The organism is Limosilactobacillus rudii (assembly GCF_014145455.1).
Lineage (GTDB): Bacteria > Bacillota > Bacilli > Lactobacillales > Lactobacillaceae > Limosilactobacillus > Limosilactobacillus rudii.
Window position 1 is genome coordinate 96846 of the sequence record NZ_JACIVB010000062.1, and the last position, 16347, is coordinate 113192.

A 16347-nucleotide genomic window follows, 5' to 3' on the forward strand; every position below is an offset into this window, starting at 1 on the left:
AAAGTTTGATAAATTACTAGCCAAAATGAAAAATAAATGATATAGTTGTACGAGTTAGGGTTACGTAAGATAACCACGTTAAATAAAAGAAATAGTTTGGAGGTCAAAACAATGCGTGTCAACATTACACTTGAATGTACTTCATGCCACGAACGGACTTACTTAACTAGCAAGAACCGTCGTCACAACCCAGATCGTCTTGAATTAAACAAGTACTGTCCACGGGAACAAAAGGTTACATTACACCGGGAAACTAAGTAATGACCTACTAGGAGGGGCTGAGGAATTTTTCCTTAGTCCTTTTTTTACAGAGAAAGATAAGTAGTATTTTTTACTTTTGTGTCAGTTGTTTTCTAAAAAAACGCTTGCATAAATTCGCACAAGCGGTGATAATAAAAGCTGATACCGTTTGTTATTTCACTATAAAGGAGCGGTCATAACGTAATGGCTTATTCAAAGAAAGAATTACGGCAAGCATACATTGCACGCCTGCAACAATTAGACTTAAATACACGGCTTTACGAAGAACGACGGTTAGCATCACTCTTGTATGATCAACCTGAATGGCTAAATGCCAAAACGATTGCGACTACTTTGAGTCAGTCTTTTGAGATTGATACTGCGCCAATCATTCTTCATGCTCGTCATATGGGGCAGCAAGTTGTTATTCCGCGGACGTTACCAAATCGTCAAATGGAATTTGTTGAGTTAAATGAAGATACTGATTTTGATGAGACATCATTTGGAATATTGGAGCCACGTCAAGGAAAGGTTTATTCTCCAGATGAGATTGACTTAATAGTGGTTCCGGGAGTAGCGTTTACTGTTTCTGGGCACCGAATTGGTTTTGGTGGCGGTTATTATGATCGCTATCTTCAAAATTATAATGGACCAACGATTTCAATGGCGTTAACTACTCAGTTAGCTAATGAAAATGAATGGTTGCCAGAAGAGTTTGATCAACATATAGATAAGGTATTATACTTACCGGAGATATAAAAATGCGGTCGCAGGGATTAAAATTAGCGCCGGTAACACTTACTTTGATAGTTTTTCAAGTTCTTGTTTATTGCTGGTTAGTTTATGTAGGTGGGTCTACCAATACAATGGTACTCCTTAATGCAGGTGCAAGGAGTACTGTTTTGATTAAAGACGGGCAGTGGTGGCGCTTGATATCACCTGTGTTTTTACACGTTGGACTGTCACATTTGGTTATTAATAGCGTGACGCTTTTATATATTGGTCGCTATATTGAAGAGTTTTTCGGTCATTGGCGAATGATTGTAATATATTTTGTTAGTGCAATTTTCGGCAATTTAGCTAGTGCAGTTTTGATGCCAACAACTATTTCAGCAGGCGCTAGCACGGCGATATTTGGCCTATTTGGCGCTTTTTTGATGCTTGGTGTTTGTTTTCACCATAATGTTATTGTGCGTGTTTTGAGTCGAACCTTTTTTCTCTTCATTATAATTAATATTGTAATGGATATTTTTCTTTCAGGCATTGATCTGGTAGGGCATATTGGTGGATTGTTCGGCGGCTTTTTCATTGCGTTTGTTGTTGGGGCCCCATTATTAGGAAATATTAACTTGATAAAGCGGTTCCTAAGTGGCACTATATTAACTGTGAGTTTGATAATACTGACTCTAGAATTGAAGTGATAATTTATGGCAGTCACCTCACGAACATACCGTACGTTATATGATGTTCAACAGTTGCTAAAAGAATTTAATGTGTTTGTATATGTTGGCAAGCGATTATATGATATAGAATTGATGGCAATCGAGCTGGATAATTTATACCAATCCGGTGTCATTGATAACTCGACGTATGCGAAGGCTAAGATTGTTTTGCGAAAAGAACATCGTGAAGAACAAACGAGAATTAAAAGGGGTAAACTATATTAAGTTCCCCAGGAAAGGAATCATTATGGCTAAAAAATTAATTGGTGTTGACCTTGGTGGTACTACTATCAAGTTTGCAATTTTAACGGAGAACGGTGAAATCCAACAAAAGTGGTCATTACGGACCAACATTTTGGACGATGGTTCACATATTGTCCCAGATATCATTGACTCAATTAATCACCACCTTGATTTATATAAGATGACACGTGACCAGTTTATTGGAATTGGTATGGGAACTCCAGGTACAATTGACCGTGAAAAGGGAACAGTTGTAGGAGCATATAACTTAAATTGGAAGACTGTCCAAAATGTTAAAGAACAAATTGAACAAGGTACAGGAATGAATTTTGCCCTTGATAACGATGCTAACGTTGCTGCTCTTGGTGAACGTTGGAAAGGTGCCGGTAATGAAGGTGACGATGTTGCGTTCATGACTCTTGGTACTGGTGTCGGTGGTGGACTTATCTCGAATGGTAAGTTGATCCACGGAGTTGTTGGTGCCGGTGGTGAAGTTGGCCACATGATTGTTAAGCCAAATGGATACCTTTGTACTTGTGGTAATCGTGGATGCCTTGAACAGTATGCATCAGCTACTGGGATTGTTCATATCGCTCAGGACAAAGCTGAAGAATATGAAGGTAACAGCCGATTGAAGGCAATGATTGATAATGGTGATGAAATTACTGCTAAAATCGTTTTTGACCTTGCAAAGGAAAATGACTATTTAGCAAATACTGTTGTCGATGAAGTCTGCTTCTATCTTGGATTAGCCGCTGCAAACTTGAGTAATGCTCTTAACCCAGAATATCTTGTTATCGGTGGTGGAGTTTCAGCAGCTGGTGAATTCTTATTAAAACGAGTAAAGCAAAACTTCGAAAAGTTTGCGTTCCCAACTGTACGGACTTCAACTCAATTGAAGTTAGCTGAATTGGGTAATGATGCAGGGGTTATTGGTGCCGCATCATTAGCTCGGCAATTCGTTAATGAAGATTAATTTTAGTTTATAAGGGGAAATGATAGTGGTACTTGGAGTTAGCTCTGGTTTGATGATTCTTAATGCAGTAATCTTAATCATCTTACTGGTATGGATTTTCAGTTGGGCATTTCAGACTTATCGTCGTAAGCATTATGCGACCGTATTAAGCCAAGAAGATTTTAAAAAAGGAATGCGTAAAGCACAGGTAATTGATCTTCGTCAAGAAAATGAATTTAAGAGTGGACATATTCTTGGTGCGCGTAATTTGCCTTACCCATATCTCCGCCAGCAATATGGTGAATTACGTAAGGACCTACCAGTTTATCTTTATGACGAAGGGATGACGTTAAGCACCCAGGCAGTAGCCTTTTTAGGTAAGCATGGATACGATCACCTGTACATTTTAAAAGATGGTTACCGCACATGGGACGGTAAGACTAAAAAGTCCAAGTATTAAAGCACAAGGCTATTACTTGTGTTCACAAAATTTATCCAAAAAAGGGCCGATGACAAAAGTCACAGCCCTTCTTTTATTTATAACATTAGTTGTTTATTATAGTTGGTGTGCGGAACGACCCTTCCGAATAGCAGCTCGGCGGTTTTGATCAAACTTTTCTTCTTCTTCTTCGGCAGGCTTAATAACCGTTTTGTGGAAAGTTAAAACCCCGCTAGCGATTGCTGCAACTGTTGCTAAACTTCCAACTAAAATACCCTTTGCTAATTGTTTCATAACATAAAACCTCCTCGAATTTATAGGTTACCTCCATTATGCAAGAATTAATGGTGATTTACCAGTAAGAAGGATAAGTTTTAGCATAAAATTTATAAAAATGGAGAGTTATATATGAATAAAGTAATTGCAATTGTCGGTCCGACAGCGGTAGGTAAGACATCTTTATCGATTAAACTGGCACAAGAGCTTAATGGTGAAGTTATTTCAGGGGATTCAATGCAAGTTTATCGCCATTTAGATATTGGAACTGCTAAAGTAATGCCGGAAGAAATGGCAGGAATTACTCACCACCTCATCAATATTTGTAATATCGATGAACGATTTTCGGCCGCCCGCTTTAAAAAAATGGCAGATAAAAAGATTATTGAAATAACTGGTCGTGATCATCTACCAATTATTGCTGGCGGGACAGGATTCTATTTGCAGACCCTAACAGATAATCTAGCCCTAGGCGGTGATCAATTTGATCAAAAAACATTAGAGATTAGAAATTATTGGAAGTCTCAGGTAAAAGCAAAAGGACCTGAGTATGTCTGGAATCAATTAAAACAAAAGGATATCAATGCTAGTAAACAGATTCCGGTTGGTAATACACGCCGCGTAATCAGGGCGCTTGAGGTAATTGAAAAGACGGGACAGCTCTTCTCTGAACAGCCACAATATCAGCCTGAAAACGATTTTTTACTAATTGGCTTAACTACGGATCGGTCAGTCTTGTATGATCGAATTAATAAGCGGGTTGATTTAATGGTTGAAAATGGATTACTTGAGGAAGCAAAGTGGTTGTATGACAATGGTGGTGAAAAACTTCCGGCGGGGAAGGGAATTGGTTATCATGAACTTTTTCCTTACTTTCGGGGAGAATGTAGTCTTGATGATGCGATTGCTAAAATAAAGCAGGACTCGCGCCACTATGCTAAACGGCAGTTAACGTGGTTTAGAAATAAGGCTGATACACATTGGTATGACCTATTAAGTAAACCAACACAGATTAATCAGATTAGGCAATTAATCGATGATTGGTTAAAAAAGTAAAGTATCGATAGTTTAATTACTTTAATTAGAATAAAGGTCTAAAATAGAATTGACTTATAAACAGTCTATTGTTATTCTATGACACAGTGTAAGGAGAACAGTAATAAGTTTGATTGGTATAGGTCAATATTAATTACTGAGATTGTATGAAAGGGAATGAAGTTTTATGGGTAAGCACGTATTTACAAAAGATGAAGTTCGTCAGATGGTGAAGGATGAAGATATTCATTTCTTACGAGTAATGTTTACTGATTTATTAGGGACAATTAAGAGCGTTGATTTACCAGTTAGTCAACTAGATAAATTAATGGATAATAAGATTATGTTTGATGGCTCATCAATTGACGGTTTTGTTCGAATTGAAGAAAGTGATATGTATCTTTACCCTGATATGTCCACTTGGTTAGCATTCCCATGGGGGGCCGAACACGGTAAGGTTGCACGAGTAATCTGCAGTGTTTATAAAACTGATGGTACTCCGTTTGAAGGGGATCCCCGTAATAATTTAAAGCGTGTTCTTGAAGATATGCGTAAGATGGGCTTTAAGGACTTTAACATTGGTCCAGAACCAGAATTTTTCCTTTTCAAGACAGATGATAAGGGTAATCCGACTACTAACCTTAATGATAAAGAAAATTACTTTGATATGGAACCATCTGATCCAGGTGAGGATTGTCGGCGTGATATTGTGTTGGCTCTTGAAAAGATGGGCTTTGATGTTGAGGCTGCCCACCACGAAGTTGCTCCTGGTCAGCATGAAGTCGACTTTAAGTATTCTGATGCCCTAGAAGCAGCTGACAATATTCAGACTTTTAAGTTTGTTGTAAAGACGATTGCTAAGAAGTATGGCTTTCATGCTACTTTCATGCCTAAACCATTGTCTGGAATTAATGGTTCGGGAATGCACCTTAATATGTCACTTTTTAAACAAGATGGCACTAATGCCTTTTATGATGAAAGTGATAAGGATAAATTATCAGCGACTGCCTATCATTTCCTTGGTGGATTAATGAAGCATGCTCGTAGTTACACGGCTATTTGTAACCCTATCGTAAACTCGTATAAGCGGTTGGTACCAGGTTATGAAGCCCCAGTTTATGTTGCGTGGTCCACTTCTAACCGGTCCCCACTTGTTCGCGTTCCAAGTGATCGGGGGATGGGCACAAGGCTTGAATTGCGTTCAGCTGATCCATCAGCAAACCCTTACTTAGCAATTGCAGCTGTTCTCGAAGCAGGGCTTGATGGATTACGTAATAGTTTGCCACCAATCCATAACGTTGATGAAAATATCTATACGATGACCAAAGTAGAACGGGCAGAAAAAGATATTCGTGATTTACCAGATACATTGCACAATGCATTGAAGTCATTAGCTCAAGATGATGTCATCAAGGGTTCAATGGGTGAACACCTTTACGAAAGTTTTATGAAAGCAAAGACCCGCGAGTATGCTTCATACCGTCAACATGTTTCTGATTGGGAACGTCAGCACTATATGGAACAATACTAATGACAAAGCTTACTAGTTTATTAATACTACTGAGATGTTGACAATTAAATAACGTAAAAAAACACTTATGCAACATTTTGGCAACGAATTCATAGTTTATTGAGTGAATTGCGCAATGTTTGTTGAGTGTTTTTGTATGAATCAGTTACTTGAATTGACAAATATATTCTTTCATATACAATTATATTTGTTGCATTAAGGGGCGGCATTGTTTAGTGAAAATAATGCCCCATTACATGGTTGTTAGAAGTTTCTAGCATGCAATTAGAATAGAGATTACGATATCTCGATGTTACTAAAGGAGAGTCTTAGATCATGGATCAAAAGGTCAGAGTTCGATATGCACCTAGTCCAACAGGTTTCTTGCATATTGGAAATGCTCAATCAGCATTATTTAATTATTTATTTGCACGTCACTTTAACGGTACGATGGTATTACGGATTGAAGATACTGATACTAAGCGTAATGTTAAAGATGGTGAAGCAAGTCAACGAGAAAACCTTCATTGGTTAGGGATTGACTGGGATGAAGGTCCAAATAAGCCAAATCCAAAGTACGCTCCATATCGTCAAAGTGAACGTAACAAGGAAGGCATCTACCACAAGTATATTCAAGAACTATTGGATAAGGGAATTGCCTACAAGGATTATTCAACAGAAGAAGAACTAGCTGAAATGCGCGAACGGCAAAAGGCTAATAATGAACCGCCGCATTATGACGGTCGTTGGTATGGTAAGAGTGAAGAAGAACAAAAAGCTGCTGAAGCAAAGGGCTTAAAGCCAACTATTCGTTTCCATTTCCCTAAGAATCATGATTACGAATGGGATGATATTGCACGGGGCCATGTTTCATTTAATTCTGATAACCTTGGTGGGGATTTCATCATTGAAAAGAGTGATGGAATGCCAACTTATAACTTTGCGGTTGTTGTTGATGATCATACGATGGACATTACCCATGTTTTGCGTGGTGCTGATCATATTTCTAATACCCCAAAGCAAATCGCCATTTATGAAGCTTTGGGCTGGGATCACCCAACATTCTGTCATATTCCATTGATTTTTAATCCAAAGACTCGGAAGAAGTTAAGTAAGCGGGATAAGGATACCCTTCAATTTATCAGTGAATATAAGAAGCATGGTTACCTTCATGAAGCAATTTTCAACTTTATTGCGTTCTTAGGTTGGTCACCAGTTGGCGAACGTGAAATTTATTCTAAAGACGAATTAATTAAGGTATACGACCCTAAACGGATGTCAAAAGCTCCAGCATACTTCGATCAAAAGAAGCTCGATTGGATGAATGCTCAATATATTAAGAGTATGTCAGTAGATGAATTAGCTGACCGTACCAAGGAACTTGTCAAAGAAGGTGAGACTGAAGAAGCAGCACGCCTTCAAAGCATTCCTGAAGATCAGTTGACGGAATTGCTTAAGAAGACAATTAATGTTCACCAACGTGATGTTAATAAGCTCCTTGAAGTTATTCAATATGCATGGTCATACTACACTGTTCTTGATCAATCATTTAACTATGACCTCCTTAAAGATAATGAAGACTTTGCTAATGATGACGTTTTAGCTGTCATTAAGGGCTTAAAAGATAAGCTGGTTAATGGTGGCGATGACCTTGACTATAGCCAAGCAATTAAAGAGGTTGGTAAAGAAACTGGTATTAAGGGACGTGGCTTATACTTCCCACTAAACCTTGCCTTTACCGGTTCAACTTCTGCACCACAAATTTATGAGATTATGGATATCTATTCTCGTGATACTGATATTAAGTTACTTGATCGGATGATTGAGGCATTCGAAAACTAAAATTATAAAGATAAGCATGGGACAACATATGAGTAATGTTGTTCTGTGCTTTTTATTTTAAAGTGGCCTATAATAAAATTGAGGAATTGAGTAAAAAGGGGATTTTAATAGTATGACTGATATGAGTAAACATATGCGGAAAGTACTGAGTGATGTACCTACATTAAAGGTTTTTGATTTTTCACAATATGTTTCCAAGATTCCAGGAATCATTAAGTTTACAATTGGCGAACCGGATTTTGATACGCCAGCAGATGTAAAAGAAGCAGCAATCAAAAGTATTGAAAATAATCGAACTCACTATGCTCCACAGCGAGGAACGACGGGATTGTTAACGGCAATAGCAGATACATTAGCAAAGAAATATGGGCTCCATTATGATCCCAAGACTGAGATTTTAGTTACTAACGGTGTAACTGAAGGAATTTATTCAGCGTTGACAGCAATTATTAATCCTGGGGATGTGGTGTTAGTTCCAACCCCGACATTTTCTATTTATTCACCTGATGTAATGATTGCAGGGGGAGTCCCAGTGGAAGTTGATACTTCAGCAACTAATTTCAAATTGACTCCAGAATTATTGCACAAATACTTGACTAAGTATGGTGATCGGGTCAAAGGATTAATTTTGGTAAACCCATCAAATCCAACCGGAATTGCTTACCGTCAGGATGAAATAAATGAACTAGCCGAATTGCTCAAAAATAAACCGATTTTTACCATTTGTGATGAAATTTATAGTGAATTGAACTATGATGGTGAGTATTCAAGTATGGCTAAAGTACTCCCAGAACAGACGATTTTAGCAAATGGCCTTTCAAAATCATATGCAATGACCGGATGGCGAATTGGTTACCTTTGCGCACCGGCTAAAGTAACATCACTAATTTTTAAAGTTCATGCTTTTGCTGTCACTGATATTGCAACTTTTGTTCAAGATGCTGCAGAGGCTGCATTGAGGGATGGAGATAAGGCAACGAGACAAATGGACCAGCAATATATCAAACGACGAGATTACATGTACCGGCGTCTTACAGAAATGGGATTCGATTGCACACAGCCGATGGGAGCCTTTTACATTTTTGCAAAGATTCCACCATTCCTGAATCAGGATGATAATGAGCTGATTTATCAACTTGCGAATGAAGCGAAGGTTGCTGTAACGGCGGGGTCTAACTTTGGCCGTGGCGGTGAAGGTTACTTACGCTTTAGTTATGCAACTAGTTTGGAGCAAATTAAAGAAGGAATGGATAGGTTAGCACGATTTTGCGAGCAGGCTAAAAATAAGAAATAGAAGAAGAAAAGAGACAGCGGTGTTCAAAAACATCTCTGTCTCTTTAAAATATATAAGTGAATTGCTTCAAAAAAAGTTATTCGCTCAGTTTTTTGGCGTCAGCATCAATCTTTGCAAAACCAGAACCATCTGGCTTCTTGCTGCCACGCTTTTCCATGGCTTTACGTGCCATTTCCTTACGTTCTTGCTTACTAAGTGCCATAAATAACTTCGCCTCTTTCCGAAACGCTTCAACAAAACAGTTATTAACAAAACTGAAATAACTGTTACTATTATTATAGTTCAGTCTATAAAAAATGCAATAATGCGTAATAAAGTCTTAAAAAATTGAAAAAAGTTGTTGACAATTAACCTTCATGACAGTATTATAATTAAAAATAAATTACAAAACAATGATAAAAAGATGAGTAGTTATCTTTGTTCCTATCCAGAGAGTCATGTTAGCTGAGAAATGACAAGGTACGGGGTAGTGAAGATGGTCTTTAGTAAGCATTAGAGAGTGAGCTGTTTGTTAACTTTCTACGGGTTAGTATCCGTTATAGTTACTCTAGATTATTTAACTGATCTAGGCTGAGGGTATTTTTTGGTACTAAAAGATAGGGTGGTAACACGTCATTGGCGTCCCTGGGAGCATTTATTGTGTTCCTGGGGACGTTTTCTTTTCTAAAGGGGAGTGGAAAAATGCGAAGAAGAAAGAGAAAAGGATTAATAGTTACAATTATTCTCACACTTATTATTGTTATTGGAATTGGTAGTATTATTCATCAACGATTTGAAAAGACTAAAGTAACAACTGTTAGACTGGGGTTAGTTGGTACTGATTCTGAACCGGTATGGGATAATGTACGAAAGAGATTAAAAAAGCAAGGAATAAATGTTGAATATGTAATCTTTAATGACTATGTTCAACCAGATGTTGCATTAAAAGAAGGGAAAATTGATATGCATTCATGCCTGACTCGCTACTATTTTGAGTCTTATAATAAACAGCAGAATGCTCATTTAACTTCGATTGGTAATACCGTAATTTCACCATTAGGATTGTATTCGCATAAGTATAAAAAACTAAGTGATTTACCCGATGGAGCGACGATTGCTATTCCTAACGAGCCAACAACATTAGGAAGGGGACTTAATGTATTACAATCTGCTGGTTTAATTAAGGTGAAAAAAGGTAGTGGAATAAAGCCCTCCCTAAAAGATATCATCAGTAATCCGAAGAACCTACAGTTTAAGGAAGTTGATCCAGCGACAGCAGCCCGCGCATTAAATTCAGTTGATGCATCGATAATAAATGGAAATTATGCAGTAGCGGCTAAATTGAATCCAAAGAAAGATTCAATATATTTAGAGCCAATCAATAAAGCTGCCAAGCCATACGTCAATATAATTGCAGTTCAAGAGAAAAATAAGGATAATAAAGTCTATAAGAAAGTTGTAGCAGCTTATCAAACAGAGCAAACAAAGCAAGCAATAGAAAAGACTTATAAAGGTGCTCAGGAAGCTGCATGGCCAATTTATGGACGTAATTAATATAATAATGAAAGGATTGATATATATGAGTTTAGATACAGCGATTTTTGCCGGCGGATGTTTCTGGTGCATGGTTCAGCCATTCGATACCTATCCTGGTATTGAAAAAGTTGAATCTGGATATACAGGAGGGCATGTTCCTAATCCTACTTATGAGCAGGTATGCAGTGGAACAACAGGACATACGGAAGCGGTCAAGATAACTTTTGATCCTGCTAAGGTATCTTACAAGGACTTAGTAGAGCTCTATTGGCACCAGACTGATCCAACAGATGCAAGTGGTCAATTTCAGGACCGTGGTGATAACTATCGACCTGTTATCTTTGTAAAAAACGAAGAACAACGTAAAATTGCAGAAGCATCAAAACAAGCACTTCAAGAGAGTGGGCAGTTTGGGAATGATAAAATAGTGACAACGATTGAAGACGCAAGACCATTTTATCCAGCAGAAGAATATCACCAAAATTTCTATAAAAAAGATCCTCAACGTTTTGCCATGGAAGAGGCAGGCGGTCGCCAACAGTTTATTGATAAACATTGGAAATGATAATAAAAAGTTATTTAAATAATAAAAAGTTATTGAAAAATGTAGAAGGTTATAATACAATAAAAAGCGTAATAAGAAACACGAAAGCATTTCAAGTAGATCATTCAGAGAATCAGCGGGTGGTGTGAGCTGATGATCGAAACTCCGGTGCTATGAATGTGGGCGGGTAATTCCGCACGGCTTTGACCGTTATCCATAATGAGGGTGGTATTTTTTGCCAAACTTGGGTGGTACCGCGGAACAAGAGCCATTTCGTCCCAAAATATTTGAGGATGAGGTGGCTCTTTTGTGTAGGAGGTATTACTATGTTAGACATTAAGAAAATTCGTAAGGATCCAGGATTTTTTAAGGAGAAATTAGCAACGCGTGGTGTAAAGCCTGAAGAAATTGATGAAGTATTAAAACTTGATGCAATTCGTCGTGAACTACTCCAACAGACCGAAACACTAAAAGCAAAGCGCAATGAAGCATCAGAGCAAATTGGAAATGCTAAGAAAGCTAATGAAGATGCAACAGAAGCAATTGCTAGAGTTCGTGAAATTAATAATGAAATTAAAGAGTTGGATGATAAGCTTACAGAAAATGAAGAAGAGTTTCATGATAAAATGTCACGCTTACCAAATATTCCCCATGAAGGAGTACCTGTAAGTTTAACAGAAGACGGCGCAGTGGAATTACGTAAGGTTGGTAAGATTCGTCAGTTTGATTTTCAGCCAAAGCATCATTGGGATATTGGTGAAAATCTTGGTATTTTAGACTTCGATCGTGCAGCTAAAGTATCTGGTGCTCGATTTGTTTATTATCTTGGATTAGGAGCTCAATTAGAGCGTGCTGTTTATAATTTCATGCTAGATGAGCATATGAAAGATGGATATACTGAAGTAATCCCACCTTATATTGTAAAAGCTTCTGCAATGTATGGAACGGGACAATATCCAAAGTTCCGTGAGAGTGTTTATCGTGTTAATGGTGAGGATATGACTTTAATTCCAACTGCAGAAGTACCATTGACTAATTATTATTCTGGTGAAGTGATTCCAGCAAAAGAGTTACCAGTTTATGTAACAGCAATGAGTCCTTGTTATCGTTCAGAAGCAGGTGCTGCTGGTCGAGATACAAGAGGTCTTATTCGGATGCATCAGTTCCATAAAGTTGAAATGGTAAAGTATACACGTCCTGAAGATTCGTGGGATGAATTAGAAAAAATGACAGCTAATGGGGAAAACATCCTTAAAAAGCTTGATATTCCATACCATGTAATAACATTAACAACTGGTGATATGAGTTTTACTGCATCAATGACTCACGATATTGAACTTTGGATGCCTGGACAAAATAAGTACCGAGAAGTATCAAGTTGTTCGAATTGTTTGGATTTCCAGGCACGTCGAATGCATACCCAATTCCGTGATGAAAATGGAAAGTTACAATACGTTCATACACTAAATGGGTCTGGATTAGCGGTTGGTCGGACAGTTGCAGCCATTTTAGAAAATTATCAAAATGAAGATGGATCAGTTGATATTCCAGAAGCATTAGTGCCATATATGCATGGGGTAACAAAGATTACTAAGGAGAACGCCGTACCATTCCGTAATAAGTAATTAACATATTTTAGAACAATCTACAAAATGGAAGTTTAGCATTTATTGTTGAACTTCTTTTTTTGATAAAAAAATATTATAGTGACATTTTTTTATCATACTGTTATAGTTGTATTTGTGATTGTTTAGATGTTACGGAGGGATAAAGATGTTAAGTGATCATCAGAAAGTAGTCCTTATTGGTGATGGTGCTGTTGGCTCAGCATTTGCATATGCTATGGTTAATCAAGGATTATCTGAAGAATTAGTAATAATAAATCATACAGAAAGTAAAGCAATAGGAGATGCAATGGATTTAGAAGACGCTATTCCAAATCTAAGTCCACTAAGGATAGATGCTGGTGATTACAGTGCATGTAAGGATGCTGATATTGTAGTTTTATGCGCAGGGGCACCACAAAAAGATGGAGAAACAAGACTACAGTTAGTAACAAAAAACATTAAAATTGTTACTGATATTACGAAAAAAGTAGTTGAAACTGGATTTAATGGAATATTTATTGTTGCTGCAAATCCCGTTGATGTTATGGCATACGCGGTATTAAAGCAATCTGGGTTTCCTTCAGAACAAGTGATTAGCTCAGGTACATCATTAGACACGGCACGTTTAAAAGTAGCATTAGCTAAAAGATTTAATGTAGATCCTCAAGATATAAATGTCAATATTTTAGGGGAGCACGGTGATTCTGAATTTGCCGCATATTCATCTGCAAATATTAGTGGCATCCCATTATTAAGTTTAATTTCTCAAAAGGGAATTAACTTACAGGAATTATTTGATATTGAAAACCAAGTGCGTAATAAAGCATATCGAATTATTAGTAAGAAAGGAGCAACTTATTACGGTGTTGCAACAGCAATTGCAAGAATAGCTAAGGCAATCTTACGTGACGAGAGTGCAGTGCTAACTGTTGGATGCTGTTTGGAAGGTGCGTATGGTTATAATGATATCTATATTGGAACTCCAGCAGTTATTGGCGCAGGTGGAATAGAGAGTATTATAGAGCTTCCGTTAAATGTCTTAGAAAAGAATGAGATGGAAACATCAGTGACAACATTAAAGAAAGTTATTTCTGATGCATTACTTGGTATCTAAAATGTAGATTTATGAGAAAAGGCTAAACCAGGATAATAAATGGTTTAGCCTTTTAATATATAAAATTAAATTTTTTGCTTATTTAGATGTATTTGATTTTTTAACTTTATTTAAATAACGATAAATAGTTGGAACAGAACTATCCAGATATTCAGCGATAACCCGAATGGAATCTTTGAGTAAAAAGTATCCTTCCTCATATAAACCTTTAATAAGATCAATCTTTTGTTCTTGTTGAAAATAGTTGGCGGTGATTCCTAATTCTCTTTCTTTCTGTTTAACAGCAGCTTCTGCTAAAGAATTTACAGAGTTATTGAAATTTTCAGAAATTTCTTTCGTAGATGATGAATTTGTAGCAGAGCTTTCATATTCACTAATGGGATTAGTTTTAACTTCAAAGAGATTTCGGAATATCTCTAGTTGTTTGGCTAAATTTTCTAATGGTCCTTGATCAATGTTAATACATAGCATACCGATAACTTTATTATTTTTTCTAATAAAATATGTTGAAGATCTTAAGTGAGGATGGCTTTTTGATTTTCCAAAGTAGTTAGCAATGTAATTTGTATTGTCATCAATCCCTTCTTTCATAATTTTTAATACAAAGTTAGAAGCGGGATCACCTATTTTTCGATTAGTAATGGTTGGATTTTTAATGTAGACAACTGCATGATCTAGATCAGTGACATCATTAAGAACAACTTCACTGCTAGGTCCCAAAATATCAGCGACAAAATCTGCTAATGGAATATATTTCTTTATAAAATCTTTGTTATTTTCGTTTGGCATATTTAATCCTTCCTTTAAATTAGAAGTGTTTTATAATAGCCCCCTCCCAAAAATCATGGGGGGGGGGCGACGACCAGGCCTGTCGACCTATATGGTTGACTAAGTTTACGCGTAAAATATTAATATTATTTTATTCTCTTTTTATAGATAAATCAATTTTTGATAATAAGAAATTATCAGTTACTAAGAAAGTAAATTTATGATTTCACATACTTATGTTTGTAATACTAATCTGTTCGTCATATCAAGTGTGTTATGAGTTTTATTTAGTAGTAAAAAGTTATCAAATTAATAAAAAAGTTTCATAACAGCGTTTACAAGTTCATTTAAAAACGATATACTATTATCGTAATAATAATTTATTATCATTCATGATTAAGACGTCACCGATAATTAATTATTAAAAATAAATAAAGAAGGTTTAGCATATGTTATCTATTCTTATAGGTGTTGTAATGCTCTTCTTGGTTATTGCTGCAATGAGCTTGTTTACGTTTAAAGCTCCTCACGGCAAGCAATCAGTAAGTGCATTGTCAGGTGCTGCATGTGCCACGTTCTTACCACAAGCGTTCTTAAGTTACGCAATCGGTGAGGTTTTCCATGTTCAATTTGCCGAACAAATCGGTAATGTTATGGGGTCAATGGGTGGCTTAGCCGCAGGTGCTTTAGTGCCATTAGCATTCGGAATTAGTCCTGTTTTTTCAATGATTATTGGGATTTCTCTGATTAAGTTTAAGTTACTTCCTGCATTTATTGCTGCATATATTATTTCATTCTTAGTAAAAGAGATTGAAAAACGAATTACTGGTGGACTTGATTTAATTGTTGTTATTTTAGTAGCACCTTTACTTGCAAATGGTATTGCAATCTTAATTCAACCGGGAGTTATGGCTATTTTACAAGTGATTGGCGGATCGATTAAACAAGCCGAAACGGCAAACCCATGGATTATGGGAGCAATTTTGGGTGGAATTATTCCATTGGTTGGTATGACACCACTATCGTCGATGGTATTGACCAGTTTAATTAATTTACTTGGGGTTCCAATGGCAATTGGTGCTTTAGGTTGTACGGGTAACTCTTTCTTGAACTTCTCATTCTTCCGTTTGATGAAATTTGGTGATAAGGCAACAACAATCGCTGTAACCATTGAACCTTTAACTCAACTAGATATAATTTCAGCCAATCCAATTCCTATATTTGTGACAAACCTTTTTGCGGGAGCGATTAATGGGATCATTGTTACAGCATTCGGGTTAGTTGTACGGGTTACAGGAATGGCAACGCCTTGGGCTGGATTAATTGTTGTCTTTGGAATGAATCCATGGCTTAAGACGTTAGAGGCTGTAATCTTGATTCTTATTAATAGTACTATTTGGGCTTATATCGGCCACTGGGTATTTAGAAACTTTAAGATTCATACAGTTTCAGAAATCCGTGAAGGTGACATTGTAAAAGAAAGATAGTAGTTTTTGTGAACTGATTTAACAAAAAGGAGAACC

General features: G+C 36.8%; 18 protein-coding genes. 15 read left to right on the plus strand and 3 right to left on the minus strand.

Annotated features, from left to right (window positions below; genetic code table 11):
- The first annotated feature begins 111 nt into the window (after positions 1 to 111).
- The 6 genes from rpmG (at position 112) to H5S39_RS09710 (ending at position 3340) form a co-directional block, all read left to right on the plus strand.
- The gene (gene rpmG / locus H5S39_RS09685) at positions 112 to 261 is read left to right on the plus strand and encodes a 50S ribosomal protein L33 (RefSeq protein WP_003664049.1); all 150 of its coding nucleotides are present in this window, start codon (positions 112 to 114) and stop codon (positions 259 to 261) included.
- A 183-nt stretch (positions 262 to 444) separates the two neighbouring features.
- Complete coding sequence (locus H5S39_RS09690; protein ID WP_182595015.1) at positions 445 to 999, plus strand: 5-formyltetrahydrofolate cyclo-ligase; 555 nt, start codon at positions 445 to 447, stop codon at positions 997 to 999.
- A 2-nt stretch (positions 1000 to 1001) separates the two neighbouring features.
- Entirely contained in the window at positions 1002 to 1661 is a 660-nt protein-coding gene (locus tag H5S39_RS09695) for a rhomboid family intramembrane serine protease (protein ID WP_182595014.1), read from the plus strand.
- A gap of 6 nt (positions 1662 to 1667) precedes the next feature.
- Positions 1668 to 1907 carry a YqgQ family protein gene (locus tag H5S39_RS09700; protein ID WP_182595013.1) on the plus strand — a complete coding sequence of 80 codons (240 nt, stop codon included), beginning with the start codon at positions 1668 to 1670 and terminating at the stop codon, positions 1905 to 1907.
- Between the two features lie 22 nt (positions 1908 to 1929).
- Positions 1930 to 2901, plus strand: a complete 972-nt coding sequence (locus H5S39_RS09705) for an ROK family glucokinase (protein WP_182595012.1) — start codon at positions 1930 to 1932, stop codon at positions 2899 to 2901.
- A 19-nt stretch (positions 2902 to 2920) separates the two neighbouring features.
- Positions 2921 to 3340 (plus strand): rhodanese-like domain-containing protein, encoded by a 420-nt coding sequence (locus H5S39_RS09710; RefSeq protein ID WP_182595011.1) that lies wholly within the window; start codon positions 2921 to 2923, stop codon positions 3338 to 3340.
- 96 nt (positions 3341 to 3436) lie between these two features.
- On the opposite strand, the gene H5S39_RS09715 is transcribed toward H5S39_RS09710, so the two are convergent.
- Entirely contained in the window at positions 3437 to 3613 is a 177-nt protein-coding gene (locus H5S39_RS09715) for a DUF3042 family protein (RefSeq protein WP_003664039.1), read from the minus strand.
- 114 nt (positions 3614 to 3727) lie between these two features.
- On the opposite strand from H5S39_RS09715, the gene miaA reads away from it, so the two are divergent.
- The 4 genes from miaA to H5S39_RS09735 all read left to right on the plus strand — a co-directional run bounded on the left by miaA (position 3728) and on the right by H5S39_RS09735 (position 9276).
- The gene (miaA, locus tag H5S39_RS09720; RefSeq protein WP_182595010.1) at positions 3728 to 4651 is read left to right on the plus strand and encodes a tRNA (adenosine(37)-N6)-dimethylallyltransferase MiaA; all 924 of its coding nucleotides are present in this window, start codon (positions 3728 to 3730) and stop codon (positions 4649 to 4651) included.
- Between the two features lie 166 nt (positions 4652 to 4817).
- Positions 4818 to 6161: a type I glutamate--ammonia ligase gene (gene glnA / locus H5S39_RS09725; protein WP_182595009.1), complete on the plus strand. Its 1344-nt coding sequence runs from the start codon at positions 4818 to 4820 to the stop codon at positions 6159 to 6161.
- A gap of 315 nt (positions 6162 to 6476) precedes the next feature.
- On the plus strand, positions 6477 to 7982 hold the full coding sequence (gltX, locus tag H5S39_RS09730) for a glutamate--tRNA ligase (protein WP_182595008.1): 1506 nt from the start codon (positions 6477 to 6479) through the stop codon (positions 7980 to 7982).
- A 112-nt stretch (positions 7983 to 8094) separates the two neighbouring features.
- Entirely contained in the window at positions 8095 to 9276 is a 1182-nt protein-coding gene (locus H5S39_RS09735; protein WP_182595007.1) for an aminotransferase class I/II-fold pyridoxal phosphate-dependent enzyme, read from the plus strand.
- Positions 9277 to 9352: 76 nt separating this feature from the next.
- Here the strand turns inward: H5S39_RS09735 and H5S39_RS11655 are convergent, their stop codons facing one another.
- Positions 9353 to 9478 carry a hypothetical protein gene (locus H5S39_RS11655; protein WP_003664033.1) on the minus strand — a complete coding sequence of 42 codons (126 nt, stop codon included), beginning with the start codon at positions 9476 to 9478 and terminating at the stop codon, positions 9353 to 9355.
- A 479-nt stretch (positions 9479 to 9957) separates the two neighbouring features.
- Between H5S39_RS11655 and H5S39_RS09740 the strand changes: the two genes are divergently transcribed.
- The 4 genes from H5S39_RS09740 (at position 9958) to H5S39_RS09755 (ending at position 14056) form a co-directional block, all read left to right on the plus strand.
- Complete coding sequence (locus tag H5S39_RS09740) at positions 9958 to 10809, plus strand: MetQ/NlpA family ABC transporter substrate-binding protein (protein ID WP_182595006.1); 852 nt, start codon at positions 9958 to 9960, stop codon at positions 10807 to 10809.
- A 25-nt stretch (positions 10810 to 10834) separates the two neighbouring features.
- A complete protein-coding gene (msrA, locus tag H5S39_RS09745) occupies positions 10835 to 11356 on the plus strand; it encodes a peptide-methionine (S)-S-oxide reductase MsrA (protein WP_182595005.1) in 522 nt (173 codons plus the stop codon).
- A 305-nt stretch (positions 11357 to 11661) separates the two neighbouring features.
- Positions 11662 to 12960, plus strand: a complete 1299-nt coding sequence (serS, locus tag H5S39_RS09750) for a serine--tRNA ligase (RefSeq protein WP_182595004.1) — start codon at positions 11662 to 11664, stop codon at positions 12958 to 12960.
- Positions 12961 to 13102: 142 nt separating this feature from the next.
- Positions 13103 to 14056 (plus strand): L-lactate dehydrogenase, encoded by a 954-nt coding sequence (locus H5S39_RS09755; protein ID WP_182595102.1) that lies wholly within the window; start codon positions 13103 to 13105, stop codon positions 14054 to 14056.
- Between the two features lie 78 nt (positions 14057 to 14134).
- Here the strand turns inward: H5S39_RS09755 and H5S39_RS09760 are convergent, their stop codons facing one another.
- Complete coding sequence (locus H5S39_RS09760; RefSeq protein WP_182595003.1) at positions 14135 to 14845, minus strand: helix-turn-helix transcriptional regulator; 711 nt, start codon at positions 14843 to 14845, stop codon at positions 14135 to 14137.
- Positions 14846 to 15273: 428 nt separating this feature from the next.
- Between H5S39_RS09760 and H5S39_RS09765 the strand changes: the two genes are divergently transcribed.
- Entirely contained in the window at positions 15274 to 16311 is a 1038-nt protein-coding gene (locus tag H5S39_RS09765) for a PTS sugar transporter subunit IIC (RefSeq protein ID WP_259407329.1), read from the plus strand.
- Positions 16312 to 16347 lie beyond the last annotated feature (36 nt).

Excerpts from the sequence above, each read along its gene's own strand:
- rpmG (WP_003664049.1), top strand. The coding sequence starts at position 112 with ATGCGTGTCAACATTACACTTGAATGTACTTCATGCCACGAACGGACT.
- H5S39_RS09690 (WP_182595015.1), top strand. The coding sequence starts at position 445 with ATGGCTTATTCAAAGAAAGAATTACGGCAAGCATACATTGCACGCCTG.
- H5S39_RS09695 (WP_182595014.1), top strand. The coding sequence starts at position 1,002 with ATGCGGTCGCAGGGATTAAAATTAGCGCCGGTAACACTTACTTTGATA.
- H5S39_RS09700 (WP_182595013.1), top strand. The coding sequence starts at position 1,668 with ATGGCAGTCACCTCACGAACATACCGTACGTTATATGATGTTCAACAG.
- H5S39_RS09705 (WP_182595012.1), top strand. The coding sequence starts at position 1,930 with ATGGCTAAAAAATTAATTGGTGTTGACCTTGGTGGTACTACTATCAAG.
- H5S39_RS09710 (WP_182595011.1), top strand. The coding sequence starts at position 2,921 with ATGATAGTGGTACTTGGAGTTAGCTCTGGTTTGATGATTCTTAATGCA.
- H5S39_RS09715 (WP_003664039.1), bottom strand. The coding sequence starts at position 3,613 with ATGAAACAATTAGCAAAGGGTATTTTAGTTGGAAGTTTAGCAACAGTT.
- miaA (WP_182595010.1), top strand. The coding sequence starts at position 3,728 with ATGAATAAAGTAATTGCAATTGTCGGTCCGACAGCGGTAGGTAAGACA.
- glnA (WP_182595009.1), top strand. The coding sequence starts at position 4,818 with ATGGGTAAGCACGTATTTACAAAAGATGAAGTTCGTCAGATGGTGAAG.
- gltX (WP_182595008.1), top strand. The coding sequence starts at position 6,477 with ATGGATCAAAAGGTCAGAGTTCGATATGCACCTAGTCCAACAGGTTTC.
- H5S39_RS09735 (WP_182595007.1), top strand. The coding sequence starts at position 8,095 with ATGACTGATATGAGTAAACATATGCGGAAAGTACTGAGTGATGTACCT.
- H5S39_RS11655 (WP_003664033.1), bottom strand. The coding sequence starts at position 9,478 with ATGGCACTTAGTAAGCAAGAACGTAAGGAAATGGCACGTAAAGCCATG.
- H5S39_RS09740 (WP_182595006.1), top strand. The coding sequence starts at position 9,958 with ATGCGAAGAAGAAAGAGAAAAGGATTAATAGTTACAATTATTCTCACA.
- msrA (WP_182595005.1), top strand. The coding sequence starts at position 10,835 with ATGAGTTTAGATACAGCGATTTTTGCCGGCGGATGTTTCTGGTGCATG.
- serS (WP_182595004.1), top strand. The coding sequence starts at position 11,662 with ATGTTAGACATTAAGAAAATTCGTAAGGATCCAGGATTTTTTAAGGAG.
- H5S39_RS09760 (WP_182595003.1), bottom strand. The coding sequence starts at position 14,845 with ATGCCAAACGAAAATAACAAAGATTTTATAAAGAAATATATTCCATTA.
- H5S39_RS09765 (WP_259407329.1), top strand. The coding sequence starts at position 15,274 with ATGTTATCTATTCTTATAGGTGTTGTAATGCTCTTCTTGGTTATTGCT.